Raw genomic sequence first — 17,882 nt, forward strand, 5'->3', positions numbered from 1 at the left:
ACCCATTCAGTGAACGATTGTGCACTAACATGAGTGTGACAGAGCGACACCGGTACCTGTCAACGTTTATGTGACGGCCATTACAGACCCGAACGACAGTTCACCGGTGACGGGGAAGGAACCGGAAGGGGGATCACAGAATGCGCGCCCATAAACTGGACGTCGTGACAGAACCGGGGACCCGCGCCGAGCGCAAGGAGCGCACGCGTCAGGCCTTGATCGAGGGCACCCTCGATCTGCTGCGTGAGCGTTCGTTCGCCAGCGTCAGCCTGCGCGAGGTCGCCCGATCCGCCGGCATCGTCCCCACGGCGTTCTACCGCCACTTCGCGTCCATGGAGGACCTCGGCGTCGCTCTCGTCGAGGACAGCATGCGCATGCTGCGACAGATGCTGCGCGACGCCCGACGCACCCCGAGCGCCAGGACGGCCACGGAGTCCTTCGGCATCCTGGTTCGCCAGGTTCGTTCCCACGAAGAACAGTTTCGATTTCTCAGCCGCGAACGGTACGGCGGCGTCACCGAAGTGCGCCGCGCCTTCGCCACCGAGCTACGACTGTTCGTCAGCGAACTGACCATCGACCTCTCCCGTATGCCCGGCCTCGAGCAGTGGGACGTCGCCGACCTCGAGATGACCGCCGATCTGCTCGTCTCGACGATGCTCACCGCCGTGGTCGGTCTGTTGGAAATAGACAGACCGGGTAGTCAGAACGAGAAGGATCTGATCGACCGAACCGAGAAGCAGATCCGCATGATCATGCTCGGGATGAGCCGTTGGGAACCACGACGGGCTTGACCGTTCGAGAACGAGACGGCCGCGAAGGGATATTCATGACCGAGGTAAGTGTCGGCGAGTACGTGTTCGAGGTTGCGATGTCGGGACCGCCGGACGGTATTCCCGTCGTTGCGCTGCACGGCTTTCCACAGACCAACGCGTCGTGGTCGCGGGTGACCCCCGGATTGACGGCCGCGGGCTGCCGCGTCCTGGCCCCCAACCAGCGGGGCTACTCCCCCGGTGCCCGCCCGGTCGGCGTCGAGCACTACCGCATCGAGCGTCTCACCGAGGACGTCCTCGGTCTGCTCGACGCCTTCGACCTGACCTCGGCGCACCTGGTGGGTCACGACTGGGGCGCTGTGGTCGCTTGGCATGTCGCCGCCGAGCATCCCGACCGCGTGCGAAGCCTCACTGCCGCATCGGTTCCGCACTCTGCGGCGTTCAACTGGGCCATTCGCGAAGACCCGGATCAGCAACAGCGGTCGCAGTACTTCGGCTTGCTTCGCGAACCCGAGAAGGCCGAGCGAGTACTGACCGAGAACGGCGCACAGCGGTTGCGCGCCATGTTCGGTGCCGAAAGCCTCGACGACGAATACGTTCGGCATCTCGTCGTGCCCGGGGCGCTGACGGCCGCATCGAGTTGGTACGCAGCGATGACCAAGGAGTTCGCGAACCTGCCGTCGGTGACGGTTCCCACCACCTACGTCTGGAGCAATGGCGACACCGCTATCGGTCGAGCGGGAGCGGAGCGCTGCGTCGAGTTCGTCGACGCGCCGTACCGATTCGTCGAACTCGACGGCATTTCGCACTGGATCCCTGAGGAAGCACCAGGGGAACTGACCGCCGAGATTCTGGCCCGAATCGAGTCCGTCTAGACCTGTTGTGGTGCCCGCACCTTCAGCAGCGCCAGCAGCCCGGCCGCAAGGACGATGATCAACCCGGCGATACCCGCGCGGTCGGCGTCGAACAGCCACACGAACAGACCGAACAGCGACGGCGCGAGAAACGATGCCGCCCGACCCGTCGTCGCGAACAATCCGAAGAACTGACCTTCTCGTCCGGGTGGAGCGAGCCGGGCGAGGAACGTACGCGCGGAGGACTGGGCAGGTCCGACGAACAGGCACAGGATCAGCCCGAAGATCCAGAACATCGTCGGTCCCGACACGAACAGCAGCACGGTCCCGGCGGCGATCATGGACGTGAGCGAGAAGACGATGACCTTCTTCGGCCCGATTCTGTCGTCGAACCGTCCGGCGACGATGGCCCCGAGGCCGGCGATGACGTTGGCGGCGACGCCGAACAGCAGGACGTCGCCCGCACCGATGCCGTAGACGCTGACGGCGAGTACCGCTCCGAAGGTGAACACACCCGCCAGGCCGTCGCGGAACAATGCACTGGCTATCAGGTAGTGGACGGCGCGGCGGTCCGCGCTCCACAACTCGCGTACATCGCGAAAGAGAACGCGATAGGACTCCGCGAAGCCTGCCTCGGCAGCCTTGGGATCGGCGACGGCTCGTGGTACTTCGGGAACAGCAAGCAGCACTGGAATGGCCGAGACGGCGAACCACACGGCCGCGAGCAGCGCCACGAGCCTGATGTTCAGGCCGCCGTCGGTGCTCAGGCCCAGAACACCTCGGGTGTCACCGTCGCCGACTATGAATCCGACATAGCACAGCAGCAGCAGTACGATTCCGCCGAAATAGCCCATGGCCCAACCGAACCCGGATACTCGTCCGATGTTCGCCGGAGTGGAGACCTGCCGCAGCATCGAGTTGTACGGGATGCTGGCCAGCTCGAACATGATGGATCCGAGACCGAGCAGCAGCAGACCCAACCACAGATAGTGGTAGTCGTCTCGGACGAAGAACAGGCCGGCCATGGCGACGACCGTCAGCGCGGTCAACACCCCGAGCAGCCACTTGCGTTTGCCGCGCGCATCGAAATACTGCCCGCAGACCGGTGCGAGGAGCGCGATGACGACGCTGGACACGGCAATCGTCCAGCTGAACCAGGTCGTGGCCGAGATCGAACCGGGCAGGTCGTCGCCGACGGCGTCGGTGAGATACACCGAGAACACGAACGTGAGGATCACGGCGTTGAACGCGGCCGAGCCCCAGTCCCAGAACCCCCAGGCGGTGACCTGCTTACGCGTTGTGGCGACTCCGACGACGGCGGCCTCCGGCTGGGTTCCCATGGTTGCCAACAGTAGACCGCGGCTGCCCTCGTGTGCAGTGCACCTAGTTGCATAGTCACCACGTTGCATACATACTCTCGATTGTGGCTTTGGAACACGCGATTCTGGTTTCCCTCACCGAGCTCAGCGGCTCGGGATACGAGCTCGCCCGCAGGTTCGACAAGTCCATCGGATTCTTCTGGAGCGCGACGCACCAGCAGATCTATCGGACGCTGACGCGGATGGACGGGGCCGGATGGATCACCGGCGAGGCTGTCGTGCAGGACGGTCGGCCGGACAAGACGATCTATTCGGTGAGCGCTGCGGGCCGCGCCGAGCTCGATCGCTGGATCGCCGCGCCGACCGATCCCTCGCAGCTACGCGAGGAACTCGCCGTCAAGATTCGCGGTGCCGCCAACGGTGACATCGACGCTCTCAAGGTCGAAGTCGCCCGCCACCGCGATGTCCATGCCACCCGCCTCGACGTCTACCGATTGATCGAGAAGCAGGATTTTCCGGCCCCCGCTGCCCTCACCGGCACCGCGTTGCACCAATACCTGGTGCTGCGTGGCGGAATTCGCGTCGAAGAAGGATTCACCGAGTGGTGCACCGAGGTATTGGAGAAGCTGTGAAGACCGAGCAGACCGTTGGCCCGTACCCGATTCTGTTGTCGCCGTTGAACGTCGGCGCAACAAACCTGAAGAACCGCGTGATCATGGGCTCGATTCATACCGGCCTCGAAGACCGCGCCCGCGATACCGGCCGCTTGGCGGCCTACTTCGCCGAGCGTGCCCGCGGCGGAGTCGCCCTCATCATCACCGGCGGCTATGCCCCCAATCGCACCGGTTGGCTGTTGCCGTTCGGAGCCAAGCTGACCAATCGCATCGAAGCCCGTCGGCACCGACGAATCACCGCTGCCGTGCACCGGGAAGGTGGCAAGATCGCGCTGCAGATCCTCCACGCCGGCCGCTACTCGTATCAACCGTTCAGTGTGTCGGCATCCTCGATCAAGGCCCCCATCAACCCCTTTCGGCCTCGACGACTCACATCGCGGGGCGTCCGCTGGCAGATCCGCAACTTCGTACGTTGTGCTCGGCTCGCGCAGAGCGCCGGCTACGACGGGGTCGAAATCATGGGCGGCGAGGGCTACTTCATCAACCAGTTCCTCTCCGAGCGCACCAACAAACGACGCGACGAGTGGGGCGGTTCGGCGGAGAACCGGCGGCGCATGGCCGTGGAGATCGTGCGACAGACGAGGGCAGCGGTCGGCCCCGACTTCATCGTCGTGTTCCGGCTGTCGATGGCCGACCTCGTAGAAGAAGGCCAGAGCTGGAACGACATCGTCGCGCTGGCACAGGACGTCGAGGCAGCGGGGGCGAACATCATCAACACCGACATCGGCTGGCACGAGTCGCGGGTGCCGACCATCGTCACCTCGGTTCCGCGAGCAGCATTCGCGGACATCACCGGCAAGCTCGAGAAGCACGTGGCCATTCCCGTCGCCGCGTCCAATCGCATCAACATGCCCGAGATCGCCGAGAACATCCTCGCCCGCGGCGATGCGCAGTTGATAGCGATGGCCAGGCCGATGCTGGCCGATCCGTTCTGGGTCGAGAAGGCGGCCACCGACTCGGCGGACCGGATCAACACCTGCATCGCGTGCAATCAGGCCTGCCTCGACCACGCCTTCGTCCACAAGAAGGTCTCGTGCCTGGTCAATCCTCGTGCCGGACGTGAGATCGATCTACAGCTGCTGCCGACGAAGAAGACCAAGAAGGTCGCGGTCGTCGGAGCCGGGCCCGCAGGCCTCGCCGCCGCACTCAATCTCGCGGAGCGCGGACACGCCGTGAGCCTGTTCGAGGCGAGAAGCGAGATCGGCGGGCAGTTCGGTATCGCACGGTTGATCCCAGGCAAGGAGGAGTTCGCCGAAACGATCCGGTACTTCTCGAGCGCGCTTCGTAGCGCGGACGTCGCGGTGCACCTCGACACCAGGGTCACCGCCGCAGAGCTGATTGCGGGCGAGTTCGACGAGGTGGTGCTGGCCACCGGCGTCACTCCCCGGATTCCGAGCATTCCCGGCATCGAACACCCGTCGGTGCTGTCGTACGCGGAGCTGGTGCGCGACGGTAAGCCCGTCGGCGATCGAGTCGCGGTCATCGGTGCCGGCGGTATCGGTATCGATATCTCCGAGTTCCTCACCACCGACGCCTCCCCCACGTTGGATCTGAAGGAATGGAAGCAGGAGTGGGGCGTCACCGAGCCCGAGGCCGCACCCGGGGCGTTGACCACTCCCGTGCCGGCACCGTCCCCGCGGGAGGTGTATCTGCTGCAGCGAAAGGCCGGACGCATCGGCGCAGGGTTGGCGAAGACAACCGGGTGGGTGCATCGTGCCGCCCTCAAAGCGAAAGGTGTGCATCAGCTTTCGGGCGTGAACTACGAGAAGATCGATGACGCAGGGTTGCACATCTCCTTCGGGGAGAAGCGCGAACGTCCGCGTCTGCTCGAGGTCGACACCATCGTGATCTGTGCGGGCCAGGAATCGGTCCGCGACCTGGTCGACGATCTGAAGGCCGCGGGTACCACCACGCACATCATCGGCGGTGCAGACGTCGCGGCCGAGTTGGACGCCAAACGGGCGATCGAGCAAGGCACCCGGCTCGCGGCCACGATCTGATCTGTCCGCTAGCCTGTCTCACCGTGAGCCTGCCGAAGCCCAGCCCAGATGCCCGCGCCGTCGTCACCGGAGCCTCTTCCGGAATCGGTGAAGCCCTGGCCACCGAACTCGCCGCCCGCGGACATTCACTGATCGTGATGGCTCGACGCGGCGAGCTGCTCGAGGCGTTGGCTGCGAAACTCACGGCCGAGCACGGCGTTGCCGTCGAGGTACGTCAGTCGGACCTGTCGAATCGCGAGCAGCGACAGGCACTGGTCACCGAGTTGTCCGAGCGCGAGATCTCCATCCTGTGCAACAACGCAGGCATCGCAACGTTCGGACCGGTGGCCGGTCTGGACCCGGCGTACGAGCGCGATCAGGTCGAATTGAATGCCGTTGCGGTACACGACCTCACGTTGGCCGTCATGCCCGGCATGATCGGCCGCGGAGCCGGCGGCATCCTCATCACCGGTTCGGCTGCAGGCAACATGGCCATCCCCAACAATGCGACGTACGCGGCAACCAAGGCCTTCGTCAACACGTTCTCGGAGTCGTTGCGCGGTGAGCTCGCGGGCACCGGCGTCAACGTCACGCTGCTCGCTCCGGGCCCGGTCCGCACCGAGACACCCGACCCGGCCGAGGCCTCGATCGTCGACAAGATGGTTCCCGACTTTCTGTGGATCGACAGCGCCTACACCGCGAAGCTGTCCCTCGACGGCCTCGCGAAGAACAAGATGCGCGTCGTACCGGGCCTGCTGAGCAAGGGTATGTCCATCGCCGGGCAGTACAGCCCACGCAGCATCTCCGCACCGATCATCGGCAGCTTCTACAAGAAGCTCGGCAGCTAGCGCCTGCGACGGCGACCGGTTCCGAAGATGCTGCGCGAGATTTCTCGCCCGGCAGCCGAGGCGGCCGATCGCAGGAAGCTCTTGACGGCCGGGTTGCCCATGATGCGCTCCGCGGCCGACGGGCCTTCCGGCTCGCTCGGGGGTAGATCCGGCAGATCCGCAGGCAGGGGCGGGATGTCGAACTTCTCGGCCGGAGCGGGCACGTTCGCGACGCGAGCGTTCATCCGCTCGTAGGCCGACTCCCTGTCGACCGTCTCCCGGTACTTCGCAGACAGTGCGCTCGACGACGCGGCCGCTGCGATGGCGTCGTTGCCGATGGTGTCCATCAGGGAACGGGGCGGGCGAATCTTGGTCCAGGCCACGGGCGTCGGGGCACCCTTCTCCGAAAGCACCGTCACGATGGCCTCACCGGTGCCCAACGACGTCAGTGCCTTCTCGAGGTCGTACGCGTCGGTCTTGGGATATGTGCGCACCGTCTTGTTCAACGCCTTCTGATCGTCGGGCGTGAACGCGCGCAGGGCGTGCTGAATCCTTGCACCCAACTGGGAGAGAACGTCGTTGGGGACGTCGGTGGGCAGCTGCGTGCAGAAGAAGACGCCGACCCCCTTCGAGCGGATGAGCTTGACCGTCTGCTCCACCTGCTGCAGAAACGCTTTCGACGCGTCGGCGAACAGCAGATGCGCCTCGTCGAAGATGAAGACGAGCTTGGGCTTGTCCACATCGCCCACCTCGGGCAGCGTCTGGAACAGGTCGGCCAGCACCCACATCAGGAACGTGGAGAACATCACCGGCCGCGACGCCTGCGCTCCGAGCTCGAACAGTGTGATGACACCTCTGCCGTCCGCCCCGACGCGCAGTAGGTCCTCGGTCTCGAGCTCGGGCTCGCCGAAGAAGGTGTCGCCGCCGTCTGCTTCGAGGTTGACCAGCGCACGCAGAATGACGCCTGCTGTCGCTGAAGAGACTCCGCCGATGCCCTTCAGGTCGGCCTTACCCTCGTCACTGGTCAGGTGCATGATCACCGACCTCAGATCCTTCAGGTCGAGCAGGGCGAGCCCCTGGGAATCGGCCCAGTGAAAGATCAAGCCGAGGGTGGATTCTTGAGTGTTGTTCAGCCCCAACACCTTACTGAGCAGAATCGGTCCGAACGCGGTGATGGTGGCACGGACCGGTACTCCGATTCCGTCGGTGCCGAGGGAGAGGAACTCCACCGGATGGCCGGCAGGAGCCCAGTCCGGAATACCGGTGTCCGCTGCTCGGCTGCGTATCTTCTCGTTGTCTTCACCTGGCTTCGACAGGCCCGACAGGTCGCCTTTGACGTCAGCCATGACTACAGGAACCCCTGCGGCGCAGAGCTGTTCGGCAATGCCCTGCAGTGTCTTCGTCTTTCCGGTTCCGGTGGCTCCGGCAACGAGACCGTGTCTGTTCAATGTGGCCAACGGAATTCGGATACGGGCAGACGGATCGGTGACGCCGTCCAGCACAACAGTTCCCAATTCCAACGCGGCACCCTCCGAGGTGTACCCGGCAGCGATCTCGGCAGCCTTGCCGGTCGACGTCGGCGTCACCCCCTGTTCCGCAGCAAGCGCCTCGGCTTCGGCGGCATCGGCCGCGGCCAGCGCCTCGGCGGCCACCCGTGCCGCTTCGACGGCCGCGGCCTTGGCAGCCTTCGCCTTCTCTGCCGGACTGAGCGTGGGTGCCGGCTGCGTCGGGTCGACTGTCATGTCCGCGTCCTCCATGAACTGTGCTGATGCTGAACTGGCTCGATCGCCACCGCAAACCCTAGCTGCATCGCAGCTCGCACTAAGGTGGAGCGAGTGCAGGACAAACTCGTGTGGATCGATTGTGAAATGACCGGCTTGGACCTGAGCAAGGACAAGCTGATCGAAATTGCGGCGCTGGTGACCGACAGTGAGCTCAACATCCTCGGAGAGGGTGTAGACATCGTCATCCACGCCGACGACGATGCGTTGGCGAACATGCCTGCCGTCGTCACCGACATGCACGCCAAATCGGGCTTGACCGACGAAGTGCGCGCATCGACGGTGACGCTGGAGGAAGCCGAGCAGCGCGTACTGGCGTACATCAAGGAGCACGTCCCGGTGGCCGGGACCGTTCCGCTCGCGGGAAACTCCATCGGGACCGATCGTGGATTCATCTCTCGCGACATGACCGCGCTCGACACCTACCTCCACTACCGAATGATCGACGTCAGCTCGATCAAGGAACTTTCCCGACGGTGGTACCCGCGGATCTACTACGGACAGCCGGCCAAGGGCCTTGCGCACCGCGCCCTGGCGGATATCAAGGAGTCGATCAAAGAACTGCAGTACTACCGCCGGACGGCCTTCGTGGCTCCGCCGGGGCCGTCTACCAGCGACATCGCGGCCGTTGTTCAGGATCTCGACACGCAACCGGGGGCGGATTAGCAACCGCGGATTCAACCCGCTAGTATTGTCGACGCTGCTGATGGAGAGCCCGAAATGGTTCTGCGGACGCGTGCAATGGTGGGCGTAGTTCAGCTGGTAGAGCACCAGGTTGTGATCCTGGATGTCGCGGGTTCGAGTCCCGTCGCTCACCCCAATACGAACAAGGCCGGTCTCCTCGCGAGACCGGCCTTTTTCGTGCGCGCGTTGCGCGGCCTCAGAGTGCCTCGATTCCCCAGACACCCCCTCCGACCTCGAATTACGTTGTTGTAATTCAACTTTCAGGTTTCCTGTGGGGTTAATGTGACGTACGGTTACCAATGGCACTTTTGGGGAAGAAAAGTACCAATGTGATTCATGTGTTTTTTGCTACGTGAGTTCAGCGTGCCCCGAAGCGTCACCGAAACATGTTCTTACGTCCTGCTCGCACCCATCCGACGGTGCGCGTCGGGCGCAGACGAGGAGGCTTTTCGTGGGTCGCAGAATGCACAGAGTCATAGCGGGTTCGATCTTGTCGGCAGCACTGTGCATCGGCACAACCGGCTTGTTCAGCCCAGCGGTGGCCACCGCTCAACCCACGATCGAACTCCCCCAGATCCCGTTACCGCAGCCCGACGCGCAGCAACGGGCTGCGATTCTCGCCGCCGTGCTCGACGCCACCGGCGTCCTCATCAACCAGGTCGCAGCAATAGTCCTCGACAGCGATGTGCTCGCGGCACCCGAAGCACCGTCCACAGCGGACCTGCCCGAGATCGAACTACCGATCGCCCCGCCGACCGTCGGCCTCGGCGGAGCAGTGCTCCCGATCGATGCAGGCAAGTACCGCATCAGCTCGGGCTACGGCGGACGCAACAACCCCACCGGCAACGGATCCCAGTACCACCAGGGCGTCGACTTCGCGGCAGACAGCGGTACTCCCATCTACGCGGTGACCGGCGGAACTGTGGTTCAGGCCGGGGATGCAGGCGATGGATACGGCAAGCTCGTTCGAGTCAAGAGCGGCAACACCGAGACTTACTACGGCCATCAGTCCAGTACTGCGGTCGCGGTCGGCGACGAAGTGGCACCGGGCGACGTCCTGGGCGCAGTCGGCAACACCGGAAATTCGACCGGACCGCACCTGCACTTCGAAGTACGCAACAACGGTTCGAGCATCGAACCGGTGGCGTACCTGAAGACACTCGGTATCGATCCCTCGCTGTACCAGACTCGCGACCGAAGCTGACCGGAAGAATCGAGACCGATCAGACCGTGGTGGCGTTCCCCGCCTTCCACTCGTCCCAGGGGACATTCCAGTCGCCGAGGCCGTCGGTACCCGACAGCGTTCCGCCGACGGTGTTCTTCACGACGACGATATCGCCGCGCTTGGTGTTGTCGTAGACCCACTTCGCGTTGGTGGGACTCAGGTTCAGGCAACCGTGTGAAGCGTTGGAATAGCCCTGCTGCCCCACCGACCACGGTGCGGAGTGGAAGAAGATGCCGCTGTAGGACATTCGCGTCGCCCAGTCGACCGGAGTGCGGTATCCGCTCGACGAGTTCACCGGAACACCGTAGGTCGAGGAATCCATCACCAGGTGCTCGAAGCGGTCGCCGATGATGTAGACGCCGTTGTCGGTGGGTGTGCTGTCCTTGCCCATCGATGTCGGCATGGTGATGACGTCCTGGCCGTTGACGTTGAACGTCACCTGCTTGGTGTTGTCGTCGGCGGTGGCGATGACGGCGTCACCGATCGTGAACGACGTCGTGGCGTTCTCCTGACCGAAGATGTCGTCACCGAGATCGCGCCCGTACACGTTCACCGCAACGTCGACCGTGGTGCCCGGCGCCCAGTAGTTCTGCGGCCGCCAGCGAACTTCGGAGTTGTTGACCCAGTAGAACGCGCCCTCGACGGCAGGCGTCGTGGTGACGGTGATGGCGTTCTGCGCGGCGACCTTGTCGGTGATCGGTTCGTCGAACTGAACCGCGACCGGCTGACCGATTCCGACGATGGCACCGGGGTTCGGCAGCACGTACGGCTTGGTGAAGTTGCCGGGTTGACTGGTGGTGAAGCTCGACACCGTGCTCGACACTCCCCCGAGTCCGTACGCGTCGGCCTGGACGCGATACTCGCGGTCGTAGCCGAGCGGTTCGGTGTTGGTCCACGACAATCCGTCGGGCGAAATCGCGCCCGAGACGGGTTCTCCCTCGGGGTTGAGCATCGTCACCGAAGACAGCTTGCCGTCGGCGACCGAGACGGTCACCGGGTCGGCCGGCGAGAATCCGACGGCACCGTCGAGGACGCTCGAGGTCAGCTTCGGCTTCATCAGCTCGGTCATCGGATTGGAATCGATCGGCACCGACGGTTCGGAGATGTCCGACGCAGAACTACATCCCGACAGGACTGCTACCGAAGCAACCACTCCCACCGCGGCCAGTACGAATCCGCGATACACCCTCATGACACACACCACTTCCCACTTCGAACCCGACCCGGACAATTGTGCCAGCGGAGAATCTGCACACCCCACTCGACAGCCCGTTCGATGAGTAACGTTCGAGTACCAATCGCATACCAGGAAGTTCGTGTTACCTCACGTCCGTTTTTCATCAGCTCCCAGGCGGACTCACCGCACTTCGCAGGGCACGGTGAGGACAACGTCATATCCGGCTAACTGACGTGTAATGACGGCGCACCCTCGGCCGGGCACTGTGGAATCCATGGTCACCACGGTGAAGACACTCTGCGCGTACTGCGGCGTGGGATGCGGAATGGTGCTCGAGGTCGGCGGACCGTCCACGTCCGCCGTTACGACTTCGACCAGGCCTGTCGTCACCAAATCCGTCGGCGACAAGTCTCACCCGGCAAACTTCGGCCGGCTGTGCACCAAGGGGACCACCACCGCGGACATGCTCGCCGGGCCCGGACGGCTCGAGAAGGCCCGGATTCGGCAGCGCCGCGGTGGGGAACCGGAGAGCACGGACACCTCGGTGGCGATCGACGACACCGCTCGGCGGCTGCGCGCCATCATCGACGAACACGGCCCCGATGCGCTCGCACTGTACGTCTCGGGTCAGATGTCGATCGAGGCCCAGTACCTGTCGAACAAACTGGCCAAGGGATTCATCGGCACCAACCAGATCGAGTCCAATTCCCGACTGTGCATGGCGAGCGCGGGAACCGGATACAAGCAATCGCTGGGGGCCGACGGTCCGCCCGGGTCGTACCAGGACTTCGACCACGCCGACGTGTTCTTCGTCATCGGTTCCAACATGGCCGACTGTCACCCCATTCTGTTTCTGCGGATGATGGACCGCGTCAAAGCAGGCGCGAAGCTGATCGTCGTCGATCCGCGTCGCACTGCCACGGCGGACAAAGCCCACCTGCATCTGCAACTCGAGCCGGGTTCGGATCTGGCGTTGCTCAACGGTCTGCTCGCGCTCATCGCCGAGAACGGCGACATCGACCCCGAGTTCATCGCCGAGTTCACCGACGGGTGGGACGCGATGCCGGAGTTCCTCGGCGACTACACCCCGGAGAAGGTGTGCACCGCAACCGGTCTCGACGAGCAGGACCTGCGAGCCGCGGCCGCGATGATCGGCGGTGCAGAGAACTGGATGAGTTGCTGGACCATGGGCCTGAACCAGTCGACGCACGGAACCTGGAACACCAACGCGCTGTGCAACCTCCATCTGGCGACCGGCGCCATCTGCAAGACCGGCAGCGGCCCCTTCTCGCTGACCGGGCAACCGAACGCTATGGGCGGACGGGAAATGGGATACATGGGCCCCGGGCTGCCGGGACAGCGAGCGGTGGTCAACGACGCCGACCGAGAGTTCGTCGAGGATCGATGGCGCATTCCTCGCGGAACGCTGCGCACGGACGTCGGCGGCGGAACCATCGAGATGTTCTCCAAGCTCGCTGCCGGTGAGATCAAGGCCTGCTGGATCATCTGCACCAATCCCGTTGCCTCGGTGGCCAACAGAACGACGGTGATCGACGGACTCGAGCGCGCCGAGCTGGTCATCACCCAGGATGCGTTCGCCGATACCGAAACCAACGACTACGCCGACGTGATGCTGCCCGCCGCACTGTGGACGGAATCGCACGGAGTGATGGTCAATTCCGAGCGCAACCTCACGCTGTTCCAACCGGCGCTGGAGGCACCGGGCGGCGCGCTACCGGACTGGAAGATCATCGCCGACATGGCCTGCGCGCTGGGGTATGCCGAAGCCTTCACCTATGCGAGCGCCGAGGAGGTGTTCGAGGAGATCAAGCTTTTCTGGAATCCGAACACCGGCTACGACATTCGCGGGGTCACCTACGACCGGTTGCGTGAGAGTCCGATCCAGTGGCCGTGCCCACCCGATGCGACAACCACCCGGCACCCGATCCGCTACCTCAACGACGGGGTCAGCCAGACGCAACGGGTATCGGCGGACGGTTCGATCCCCGCGCTGTCCTTCCCCACCCCGAGCGGCCGGGCCCAGTTCTTCGCCAGGCCCGCCATGCTGCCTGCGGAGATGCCCGACGACGACTACCCGTTCCTGCTCAACACCGGTCGACTGCCCCACCAGTGGCACACCATGACCAAGACCGGCAAGGTCGCCAAGCTGAACAAGCTCGATTCCGGCCCGTTCGTCGAGGTGCACCCACTCGACGCCGATCGACTCGGCGTCCTCGACGGCGACAGCGTCGAAGTCGCATCCCGCCGAGGCCGAGCCGTCCTTCCCGCGGTCGTCACCGATCGAGTGCTTCCTGGCAGCTGTTTCGCACCCTTCCACTGGAGCGAAAAATTCGGCGAGTACCTGGCCATCAATGCCGTCACCAACGACGCCATCGATCCGTACTCCCAGCAACCCGAGTTCAAGGCGTGTGCGGTGACGCTCACGAAAGTTGCTGCAGCCCAGTCTCGGTCCCGCGCGGGCGACGACAGCACAAACGATCCGGTCGATGCACTCGCCACGATCGTCGGCCGCCCTGCGCGTCCTTCGGAACCACTGACCACCATCGAACAACGTTACGTCGCAGGCCTTCTCGAGGGTCTGGGCAGTGCGGCGGGTCGCAACGCCGCCGGAACACCCACCCTGCCGTCGCAGACTCCCCTGTCGCCCGAGACCCACGCTTGGCTCGACGGCGTGCTCGCGGGCCTGTTCTCGCGTAGGCCCGACATCGACGTCACCACTGCCGGCATCTCGGCAGCGGCCGTTCCGGGGGGACGCCCGGTACTGCTGCTCTGGGCCTCGCAAACCGGGACCGCCGAGGAGTACGCCCTGTCCTGCCTCTCCCATCTCCGGGAAGCAGGCCTGACGATCATCGAACACTCGATGGATACGTTCACCGTCGATCGATTGCCGGCCGACGCCGATGTGCTGATCGTCAGCAGTACCACGGGTGACGGCGAAGCACCCGACAACGGTGCGACGTTCTGGGACAGTCTCGTCGCCGAGACCACGGCGAAGCTCCCGGGAATCCGCTATGCCGTACTGGCTTTCGGCGACTCCAGCTACGCAGACTTCTGTGGCCACGGTCGCAGGATCGACGAGCGCCTCACCGAGTTGGGTGCCCTGCGACTTCTCGATCGGGTCGACTGCGAACCCGACTACGAGAACGAGGCGGCGGCGTGGCTCGATGCCGTGGTCGATCGACTCGCGCGCGGTGACGGCACCACCCCCGCCGAAGCACGGGTGGAGTCCGTCGAACGCTCGGCTCCGCGGACCCGAGCCCAGCCGGAGCGGTACAGCAAGAAGTCGCCGTTGGTGACCACTCTCGTACGCAATCGCCTGCTGACCGCACGCGGGTCCGTCAAGGATGTCCGCCAGTTCGGATTCCATCTGCCCGACGGGACCCTCGAGTACGAGGTCGGCGACGCGCTCGGAGTGTGGCCGCGCAACAGCGATGCCTTGGTCGACGAGTGGCTCGAGGCCACCGGCCTGGACCATGACGCCTCTGTCGACCTCTCCGGATACGGCTCGATGTCGTTGCGCACGGCGCTGAGCCGTCACCTCGAAATCGCCCGTGCCACCACGGATCTGCTGAAGTTCGTCCACCGACGTACCGCGGACGACGACCTGGAGGCGATGCTGCACCCCGACAACAAGCACGCGCTGGCCGACTGGATGTGGGGTCGCCAGTCCACCGATGTGCTTGCTGCACATCCGGTTCGAGCCTCGGTGGAGGACTGGTTGGGAGTTCTCAAGCCGTTGCAGCCGCGGCTGTACTCGATTTCGTCGAGCCCGAAGGAGAACCCGAACGAGGTACAGGTGACGGTCTCCGCGGTCCGCTACAACGTGCACGGAGTTCCCCGGCGCGGCGTGTGCTCGACGTACCTGGCCGACCATGCGTCGAATGAGGAGGTGGGGATATTCGTGCAGAAGACCTCGCACTTCAGGCCGCCCGACGATCCCGACACCCCGATGATCATGGTGGGCCCGGGTACCGGCGTCGCCCCGTTTCGCGCCTTCCTGCACGAGCGGCGCGCACTCGGGCACACCGGCCACAATTGGCTGTTCTTCGGTGAACAGCACGCCGACACGGACTTCTACTATCGGGACGAGCTGACGGCGATGCTGAGCGACGGTTCGCTGAACCGCCTGGACGTCGCCTTCTCACGCGATCAGAAGGACAAGGTCTACGTCCAGGACCGGATGCGTGAGCACGGGGCGGAGCTGTGGAACTGGATTCACCGCGGTGCCCACTTCTACGTGTGCGGCGATGCGTCCAGAATGGCCAAGGACGTCGATGCCGCACTGAAAGGCGTGGTGGCACAACACGGCAAGCTCGCGCCCAGTAGTGCCGAGGCCTATGTGAAAGCCCTTGCTGCCGAGAAGCGGTACGTTCGCGACGTCTACTGAGTCGGTGGGACCGTGCGGGTCAGGAATTCGATCTGGTCTGCCACCACCCGCTCGAACGCGTCGCCCAGGTAGATCTCGAAATGACCGGCGTCGTAGGTCTTGATCTCTGCATGCGGTGCCGTCCGTGCGTAGCGCAGGGTGGCCTTGGCAGGCGCGACCGAGTCGGTCTCGCAGACGACGAACAGGATGGGGCAGCGAACGTCCTTCGCCCGACGCCCGGGCCGGTGCCGCACGATGTGCAGCGCGACTCTGGCGGCGACTCGGTTGTGGAACGTCTCGTCGGCGTCCGGCGCGAGCGCCAGATAGCCGTCGTAGCTGTCGGGTGAGGTCATCAGCGCGGTCGTCCCTGGTCGCCCGGCCGTGTTCACCATCAGCGGCGGTCGTCCGATCACCGATCCCGCCAGGTCACCCAGTGCCCGGCCGGACAGCTTCACCGACGTCCAGGTGTTCGACGCGAGTCCCGACGCAATCCCGTCGGTGAACGGGCACTGCGAGATCACGGCCGCGACCTGCTGGTCTCGGGCGGCAGCGACGATGACGTGACCACCGCCGAAAGACGAGCCCCACAACACGATTCGGGAGTTGTCCACATCCGTACGCGAGCGGGCGTGGGCGATGGCCGATGCCCAGTCCTGCAGCTGTGCTGTGATGTCGAGCAGCTGTCGGGGCTCGCCTCCACTGGCCCCGAAGTAGCGATAGTCGAACACCAGGCAGGCATACCCTGCAGCCCGGAAGCGCTCTGCATAGGCGTCGAGCCGCATTTCCCGAGTTCCGCCGAGGCCATGTCCCATGACGATCACCGGAGCGGGACCGGAACCTGTCGGGAGATAGAGCCACGCCGCGCAGGCGTCTCCGTGAGAATCGAACGTGACATCGATGCGATCTGGGCTCGAGCCCCCCGGCTGCGAATTCATGCGCAGACAGTAGCCCATCCCGGCCGACGGTGGAACAGGTCGACTACCGACCGGAATGCTCCGCGGCATAGGCGTCGACGCGTCCATAGGCGATCTTGGGCGTCCAGTCTCGGCGTACCAACCCGAAGTTCTGTTCGGTGTCTGCGGTGTTCGAGCCGGCGTCGCGGAGGCTGTAGACGTAGGCCGGCCCCAGCCAGTCGCTGCCGAGGACAGCATCGAGCACGATCCCTATGCTGTCCGACTGCACCTGTTCGCTGACACTGTTGGGGGCCGTGCCGGTGGGGGCTCCGAACTCGGTGATCCAAATCTGTTTGCCGCTGTCACCGCCGGCAACCATGGTGTCTCGCATGGACCACATCTTCATGGCGGTGTTCCACGACGCCGTGTCCGGGTCGTTGGGTAGGTACGGCCACGTATACGGGTGAACGTTGAAGGCGTCGAAGTACCTGTTCGATCCTTGCGCGTACATCTTCGACAGGAACGTCGTACCCGCGATGTTGCCGTTCGCGTCCTCGGCGGGGGCCATCCCGCCGGCGAGCACGGTGGAATCGGGTTGCACCTGCTTGATCACCGTATAGGTCGCTCTGAGCAGCGCCGAGTACGCCGCCACATCGGGAACGGGCTTGAAGAACGTCACGATGTTCGGCTCGTTCCACACCTCCCAGATCTTGATTCGGCTCTTATACCGCTGAACCACGGTCTTGGCGAACGCCGCAAAGGTGGATGGGTTCGCAGGTCGTGAGTGCGAATCGTCGACGGCACCGGCCACTCGTGCCCATCTCGGGGTGTACGCGATGATGCCGTGCACGCACATCCCTTGTGCGACAACGGCATCGATCACTTGGTCGGTGCGGCTCCAATCGAATCTGCCCCGTGTCGACTCGATGGCAGACCAATCGATGTCGAGACGCACCGCGAAAGATCCGGCGTCACGGGCAAGAGTGAGCTCCCGATCCAGATCCGCAGGAGACAGCGCACCGATCGTCGCTCCGGGTGAGACTCCGATCCGCATGGCATCCGATTGCCGCGAACATCCTGGATCTCCTGCGGGTGCCTGCTGCGTTCGCAGAGCAGATGCAGTTGCGGGTACCGCCCCGGCCGCGAACGACAACAGCACGACCAACAGTGCTGCACTCGCTCGTCGCGTCGGATTCATTCTCATCGGCAGATGCTAGCAACGACCGGGAACGCGATATCGGTGTATCGCCATTACCCCGTTGTTTCCTGCTTTGTCTCACCGAACCCGAATAACTCACGACAGGCGCGAGAA

Annotated in this window: 13 protein-coding genes and 1 tRNA gene; 9 read left to right on the forward strand and 5 right to left on the reverse strand. The window is 64.3% G+C overall.

Translation table 11 applies throughout. The annotated features are described in order from the left end of the window. Positions 1 to 140 precede the first annotated feature (140 nt). Together MTX35_RS06095 and MTX35_RS06100 are read left to right on the forward strand one after the other, a co-directional pair. On the forward strand, positions 141 to 791 hold the full coding sequence (locus tag MTX35_RS06095) for a TetR family transcriptional regulator (RefSeq protein ID WP_243594103.1): 651 nt from the start codon (positions 141 to 143) through the stop codon (positions 789 to 791). 35 nt (positions 792 to 826) lie between these two features. Continuing rightward, the gene (locus MTX35_RS06100; RefSeq protein WP_243594104.1) at positions 827 to 1,645 is read left to right on the forward strand and encodes an alpha/beta fold hydrolase; all 819 of its coding nucleotides are present in this window, start codon (positions 827 to 829) and stop codon (positions 1,643 to 1,645) included. Here the strand turns inward: MTX35_RS06100 and MTX35_RS06105 are convergent. Further along, on the reverse strand, positions 1,642 to 2,964 hold the full coding sequence (locus MTX35_RS06105) for an MFS transporter (protein WP_243594105.1): 1,323 nt from the start codon (positions 2,962 to 2,964) through the stop codon (positions 1,642 to 1,644). The two genes, MTX35_RS06100 and MTX35_RS06105, sit on opposite strands and share 4 nt — an antisense overlap. A gap of 83 nt (positions 2,965 to 3,047) precedes the next feature. Between MTX35_RS06105 and MTX35_RS06110 the strand changes: the two genes are divergently transcribed. The 3 genes from MTX35_RS06110 to cmrA are packed head-to-tail and all read left to right on the forward strand — an operon-like array spanning position 3,048 to position 6,444. Continuing rightward, complete coding sequence (locus tag MTX35_RS06110) at positions 3,048 to 3,575, forward strand: PadR family transcriptional regulator (RefSeq protein ID WP_243594106.1); 528 nt, start codon at positions 3,048 to 3,050, stop codon at positions 3,573 to 3,575. Further along, positions 3,572 to 5,617 (forward strand): 2,4-dienoyl-CoA reductase FMN-binding domain-containing protein, encoded by a 2,046-nt coding sequence (locus tag MTX35_RS06115; protein WP_243594107.1) that lies wholly within the window; start codon positions 3,572 to 3,574, stop codon positions 5,615 to 5,617. Before MTX35_RS06110 ends, MTX35_RS06115 begins: the two co-directional genes overlap by 4 nt. 23 nt (positions 5,618 to 5,640) lie before the next feature. Beyond that, a complete protein-coding gene (cmrA, locus tag MTX35_RS06120) occupies positions 5,641 to 6,444 on the forward strand; it encodes a mycolate reductase (RefSeq protein WP_243594108.1) in 804 nt (267 codons plus the stop codon). On the opposite strand, the gene MTX35_RS06125 is transcribed toward cmrA, so the two are convergent. Continuing rightward, positions 6,441 to 8,165 (reverse strand): helicase HerA-like domain-containing protein, encoded by a 1,725-nt coding sequence (locus tag MTX35_RS06125; RefSeq protein WP_243594109.1) that lies wholly within the window; start codon positions 8,163 to 8,165, stop codon positions 6,441 to 6,443. The genes cmrA and MTX35_RS06125 overlap by 4 nt on opposite strands. A gap of 93 nt (positions 8,166 to 8,258) precedes the next feature. Here MTX35_RS06125 and orn point away from each other — a divergent pair, with 93 nt between their 5' ends. The 3 genes from orn to MTX35_RS06140 all read left to right on the forward strand — a co-directional run bounded on the left by orn (position 8,259) and on the right by MTX35_RS06140 (position 10,092). Then, positions 8,259 to 8,870, forward strand: a complete 612-nt coding sequence (gene orn, locus MTX35_RS06130; protein ID WP_080730668.1) for an oligoribonuclease — start codon at positions 8,259 to 8,261, stop codon at positions 8,868 to 8,870. Between the two features lie 78 nt (positions 8,871 to 8,948). Beyond that, a tRNA-His gene (locus MTX35_RS06135) sits at positions 8,949 to 9,024 on the forward strand. A 354-nt stretch (positions 9,025 to 9,378) separates the two neighbouring features. Then, positions 9,379 to 10,092 (forward strand): M23 family metallopeptidase, encoded by a 714-nt coding sequence (locus MTX35_RS06140; RefSeq protein WP_243594110.1) that lies wholly within the window; start codon positions 9,379 to 9,381, stop codon positions 10,090 to 10,092. Between the two features lie 19 nt (positions 10,093 to 10,111). Here MTX35_RS06140 and MTX35_RS06145 read toward each other — a convergent pair whose 3' ends face one another. Further along, positions 10,112 to 11,305: an Ig-like domain-containing protein gene (locus MTX35_RS06145; protein WP_243594111.1), complete on the reverse strand. Its 1,194-nt coding sequence runs from the start codon at positions 11,303 to 11,305 to the stop codon at positions 10,112 to 10,114. Between the two features lie 259 nt (positions 11,306 to 11,564). Between MTX35_RS06145 and MTX35_RS06150 the strand changes: the two genes are divergently transcribed. Continuing rightward, positions 11,565 to 15,698, forward strand: a complete 4,134-nt coding sequence (locus tag MTX35_RS06150) for a bifunctional nitrate reductase/sulfite reductase flavoprotein subunit alpha (protein WP_243594112.1) — start codon at positions 11,565 to 11,567, stop codon at positions 15,696 to 15,698. On the opposite strand, the gene MTX35_RS06155 is transcribed toward MTX35_RS06150, so the two are convergent. Together MTX35_RS06155 and MTX35_RS06160 are read right to left on the reverse strand one after the other, a co-directional pair. Next, on the reverse strand, positions 15,692 to 16,612 hold the full coding sequence (locus tag MTX35_RS06155; RefSeq protein ID WP_243594113.1) for an alpha/beta hydrolase: 921 nt from the start codon (positions 16,610 to 16,612) through the stop codon (positions 15,692 to 15,694). The two genes, MTX35_RS06150 and MTX35_RS06155, sit on opposite strands and share 7 nt — an antisense overlap. Positions 16,613 to 16,655: 43 nt before the next feature. Then, on the reverse strand, positions 16,656 to 17,774 hold the full coding sequence (locus MTX35_RS06160; RefSeq protein WP_243594114.1) for an endo-1,4-beta-xylanase: 1,119 nt from the start codon (positions 17,772 to 17,774) through the stop codon (positions 16,656 to 16,658). Between the last annotated feature and the right edge of the window lie 108 nt (positions 17,775 to 17,882).

Origin of the sequence: Rhodococcus sp. ARC_M12, assembly GCF_022810385.1 — a bacterium.
In the GTDB taxonomy this organism is placed as follows: domain Bacteria; phylum Actinomycetota; class Actinomycetes; order Mycobacteriales; family Mycobacteriaceae; genus Rhodococcoides; species Rhodococcoides navarretei.